This is a genomic window from Streptomyces sp. NPDC057543 (assembly GCF_042801895.1).
Lineage (GTDB): Bacteria > Actinomycetota > Actinomycetes > Streptomycetales > Streptomycetaceae > Streptomyces.
In genome coordinates, this window is record NZ_JBHVFF010000461.1 from 1 (window position 1) to 4,272 (window position 4,272).

Consider the following 4,272-nt stretch of genomic DNA (forward strand, 5'->3'; position numbering starts at 1 on the left):
GGGCCGCGGGGGGGGGGGGCGGCGGGGGGGCCCCGCCGCCGGGCCCCCCGCCCTCTTAACCCCCCCCGACGGGGCGGGGGGGGGCCCCCGCCCCCCCCGCCGCTCGCCGCACGGTCACGCTCGGATCCCGCCGCCTCGCGGCGCTGGAAGCGCGGCATGATGCCGCTGTCGCCGACCGGCAGGCCGGACGCGTCCGGGTCGTGCGGGGCGGCAGGCGCCTCCTCAACACCCGCTACCACCTCACCCGGGCCCGGCTGACCGAAGAGCGGTGGCGAGAACGCTGGGAAGCGGAGCGGTGGTTCATCGCCGCCGACGGCGAGTCGGGGAAACGGTTCGGGAACGAGACAATCCGCGTCACCCCGGACGGCGAGATCAGCATCAAACTGCCCGCCCCGCTCGCACACCTGGCCAACGCCAAGCACGGCCGGTACACCCTCACCACCCGTATCGGCTTCGCGCACCGGGGGCAGGAGTGGGCCGACCGCATCACCGCGAACCGGGCCGGGGCCTACCGAATCCACCGCGACGTGGACCGTGGCCGCTGGTACCTCACCGCGTCCTGGCAACGCCCCGTCGTGCACACCATCGCGCTGGCGACGGCCCGAGCCCGGGGCGTGGTCGGCGTCGATACCAACGCCGACCACTTCGCCGCCTACCAGCCCAGGCCGGGCCAGGTGCACGGGGGCGTGACGAACCCGCCCACCCACAACGGACCACGCCCCCAGAGACGTGCCGCCGAACGGGACGCGAAAGCGGGGACCGAGCGCATCCAACACCGTTCGGGATGCGCCCAGTACACATCAGTGGGTCCAGGACTCACTCATGCACACCGGCTAGGAATGGTTGTCCGCGTGCTGAATGAGGTACGGGGACGTGGCGTGCGCGAGTCGGTCGGGCATGCCCCAATCCTTGCGCACTCGGCGGGGGCATGCCCAGCGCATCGGGGGCGACGCCGGGGCCGGGTCAGCCCGCCCACCGTCCGGAGAGGAAGGTGACGGCGAAGACGGTCATCAGGGGTGCCGCGACGGCGAGATAGGCGGTCGTGACGTGGCGGCGCCGCAGGCTCCAGACGGCGAGGCCGGTCCACAGGGGCCACCACAGGAGAGTCGCGCGCGGGATGGAGGTGTACCAGTAGGACGTACCCAGGGCCCACAGGGTCAGGGCGATGTACACGGCTTCCGGCCAGCGCCGCTGCCGGATCAGGACGGCGCACAGGCCGATGCCGATCAGCATGGTGAGGAGTTCGGCCTGGGACATCAGGGCGTACCCGGTGCTCTGGGAGTGTCCGAAGGCCGCGTGCCAGGTGTTCCGCCACGCCTCCCAGGGAGCGTGGAACTCGCGGTACCAGCCGCGTTCCTCCGCGTGCTTCCAGGCCATCCAGTCGCCGGTGCGTGTGTGCAGGTACCAGCTGTGGAGCAGCGGCGGGAGGGCGGGCAGCGCCAGCCAGGGAAGACGGCGCCATTGGGCGGGGGTGCGGGCGGTGACCAGGAAGTGGACCGCGAGGGCCGCGGCGAGGAAGAGGCCGCTGACCCGGACGGTGGTGGCCAGGCACGTCAGGGCGGCCGCGAGCGGCCAGTTGAGGCGCTGGGCGGCCAGCCAGGCCGGCAGGGCCAGGGCGAGGAAAAGCGCTTCGGTGTAGCCGGCGGCCAGGAAGACCGCGCACGGGGAGAGCAGGAAGAAGAAGGCGGCGCGCTGCCCGGCGTTCTCCTGCGGCGGCTGGCCGGAGTTGTTCTGCTGCGGCCGGCCGGCATTGTTCTGCGGCAGCTGTCCCTCGCTCCTCTGCGCCAGGTGCAGCCGGGCGATCCGGGCCAGGGCCAGTACGGCGACGCCTCCGGCGACGAAGGAGATCAGCGCGCCGGCCGCGGGCCAGCTCGGGACGATGGTGTGGACGGCCCGCAGCAGGTAGGGGAAGCCGGGGAAGAAGGCTTCTCTGTTGTCCCACTCGGATATCCAGGGGCCGGACCCGCCCGGGAAGTAGCCGTCCTGGGCTATGTGCAGGTAGTGCCACCAGTCCCAGCGCTGCCACGGCGCGAAGAACGAGGCGGGGGCGCGGTTCTGACGGTCGTCGGCGAACAGCCAGCGCATGCAGTACGCGGTGGTCCAGATGCCCACCCGGGTCAGCAGGTACAGCCACAGCACCTCGCGGTCGGCGGGCCCCAGCCGGCGGCAGAGCCGGACGAACCGCCCGCCGAAGGATGTCGTGCCGGGTGACGGCGTGCCGCCGGGCGACCCGGCAGCGGTCCCGGTCCGGGCGGGCAGGCGTTCACGCTGCCGCTGAGGGGGCGAAAGGGTCACAACAGAATCTCCTGGCCTGGATCGGATGTACGCGTGCCGAGCGGCCCGGCGGGCACGGTCCGGGGCACGGCCCGAGCGGCCCCGGCGGGCACGGTCCGGGGTGTGGAATGCGGGCGGTATGTCAGGGGGGCGTGCTGGCGCTCCGGGTGGGCGTGGCCGGTGTCTCCGAGACGCTCCGGCCGGGGGTGGTCGGTGTGCCCGAGGTGCTCCGGTCGGGAGAGGGCGCGCTCGTCGACGGCGGGCTCGTGCGGGGCGGGGAGAGCGTCGGGGAGGGCTGCGGGGCGGAGGGGGTGGTGGCCGGGACGGTGGTGCCCGTGCTGTCGGGCAGGAGCGTCGCCACGGCCGCGCCCGTACCGGAGAAGACGAGGCAGGCGCCGACCACCAGCACGAGAATCCGGTGCCGGCGCACGCGCTGCCCGCGCGCGGTGATGTACGAGGGCGGAGCGGACCGGGCGTGGGACCGGCCGGTGGCCGCGGCCTCCTTGAACAGGGACCGCAACGGGTCCTCGGCTTCAGACACGGGGCCCCTCCTCGGTACGCGGATCCTGCAGGCGGTGCGAGAGCGTGGCCCGGCCCCGGACGAGATGCGTCTTGACGGTGCTGGCCGCCAGACCGGTCTCGGCCGCGATCTGTTCGACCGTCAGATCGCATACGTAGTGCAGGGCCAGCGTGCGGCGCTGCTTGGCCGGCAGATCGCGGAGCGCTTCCACGAGCGCCACCGACTCCGGGCCGGGCGGCTCCGCATGGGGCGGGGCACCACTGCGCCGCCAGGCATCCGCCGCGCGGCGCCGCCCGCGCCATCGGCTCACCGCCAGCCGCCAGGCGACCGTACGGATCCATGCCTCGGGCTGCTCGTCACGGTCGAGGTGACGCCGTCGGCTCCATCCCTTGACGAAGGCCTCCTGCACCACGTCCTGCGCCTCGTGCCGGTCACCGAGCATCACGAACAACTGCCCCGTCAGCCGGGCGACCGTCTGCGCATAGAACTCTTCGAACTCCTCGACGGTCAACAAACAGCTCCTGGCTCTCCTCGGTCTCACCGGGCATACGCCCGGCACCCCGCGTCCGGACTACACCGGACCCGGGAAAACGGCGTGACGGTCATCACGCGGCTGCCCGGGACCGGCGCACGCCACTGCCGCCGCGCCTCGGCCGCCGCGGCCCGGCCGGCCGAAAGTCCCGAGCCGACCGGCGCCACCGGCCGACGGATTGCCGGCCCACCGGCATGGCGGCTCGGGTACGGGGAAGTCTCACGGTCCAGGCGAGACGGCACACCCCACATCCTCTCTCAGGCCCGGTCGGCCGCCTCGCCCCCCTCGCGCCGTCGCGCCGTACGCAGGACACTGGGCGGCAATATCGGCCGAGGCGGGTGTCGTCGTCGTATCCGGAGGGGGATTCACATGCGGGACAGCCATCGGGCTGAAGCCGAAGGGCTGTTGGTACGCGCCGTCGAGGAAGAGGTACGGCGCTCGGGCGGGCGGGCCGACGCCGGTGCGCTGACAGCTCGCGGGCGGTCGGCGCTCGATTCCCTGACGGCCGCCGCGGCCGACGAGTACGCCGCGTACGTCCAGGCGCTGGACGCGGCGGAGGCCGGGCAGCAGCCGCTGTCGCAGCGGTTCAGCCGGGCCGCACTCGGGACTCCCCTGCTGGTCACGGGAGTTGCCGCGGTCGCTGCCTTCGGCGCCGATGTCGCGTTCGGTACGGCGACGGGGCCGGCCCTCGGCGCGGGCGCCGTCGTCGCGGTCGCGGGGGCCACGGCGACGGTCGCCAAGGTCACCGCGTCGCACTGGCCCGCCGCCCACCGCCGCGCGGGCGCGCTCGGCCAGCCCGGCGGCGCCGAACAGCTGCGGCTGCAGTGGCTGGCGGCGCTGGAGGTACGAGGCATCCGCCCGTTCCTCGACCAGCAGCGGATGCTCACCGCGTCGTCGCGCACACCGGCGAAGAAGGTCCCCGCGCAGTCGCGGACCGCCCCGCAGC

At 73.9% G+C, this 4,272-nt stretch carries 3 protein-coding genes and 2 pseudogenes; 2 read left to right on the forward strand and 3 right to left on the reverse strand.

The window, feature by feature from the left end; genetic code table 11:
- Positions 1 to 122 precede the first annotated feature (122 nt).
- Positions 123 to 663 (forward strand): annotated as a pseudogene (locus ACFU8Q_RS39690) (IS200/IS605 family accessory protein TnpB-related protein); the annotation flags it as partial.
- 300 nt (positions 664 to 963) lie between these two features.
- Here the strand turns inward: ACFU8Q_RS39690 and ACFU8Q_RS39695 are convergent.
- The 3 genes from ACFU8Q_RS39695 to ACFU8Q_RS39705 all read right to left on the reverse strand — a co-directional run bounded on the left by ACFU8Q_RS39695 (position 964) and on the right by ACFU8Q_RS39705 (position 3,305).
- Entirely contained in the window at positions 964 to 2,295 is a 1,332-nt protein-coding gene (locus tag ACFU8Q_RS39695) for a hypothetical protein (RefSeq protein WP_384464569.1), read from the reverse strand.
- A gap of 121 nt (positions 2,296 to 2,416) precedes the next feature.
- Complete coding sequence (locus ACFU8Q_RS39700) at positions 2,417 to 2,815, reverse strand: hypothetical protein (RefSeq protein WP_384464572.1); 399 nt, start codon at positions 2,813 to 2,815, stop codon at positions 2,417 to 2,419.
- The gene (locus ACFU8Q_RS39705) at positions 2,808 to 3,305 is read right to left on the reverse strand and encodes a SigE family RNA polymerase sigma factor (protein WP_384464574.1); all 498 of its coding nucleotides are present in this window, start codon (positions 3,303 to 3,305) and stop codon (positions 2,808 to 2,810) included. The genes ACFU8Q_RS39700 and ACFU8Q_RS39705 overlap by 8 nt, the downstream gene beginning before the upstream one ends.
- A gap of 390 nt (positions 3,306 to 3,695) precedes the next feature.
- Here ACFU8Q_RS39705 and ACFU8Q_RS39710 point away from each other — a divergent pair.
- Positions 3,696 to 4,272: pseudogene (locus ACFU8Q_RS39710) on the forward strand (hypothetical protein); the annotation flags it as partial.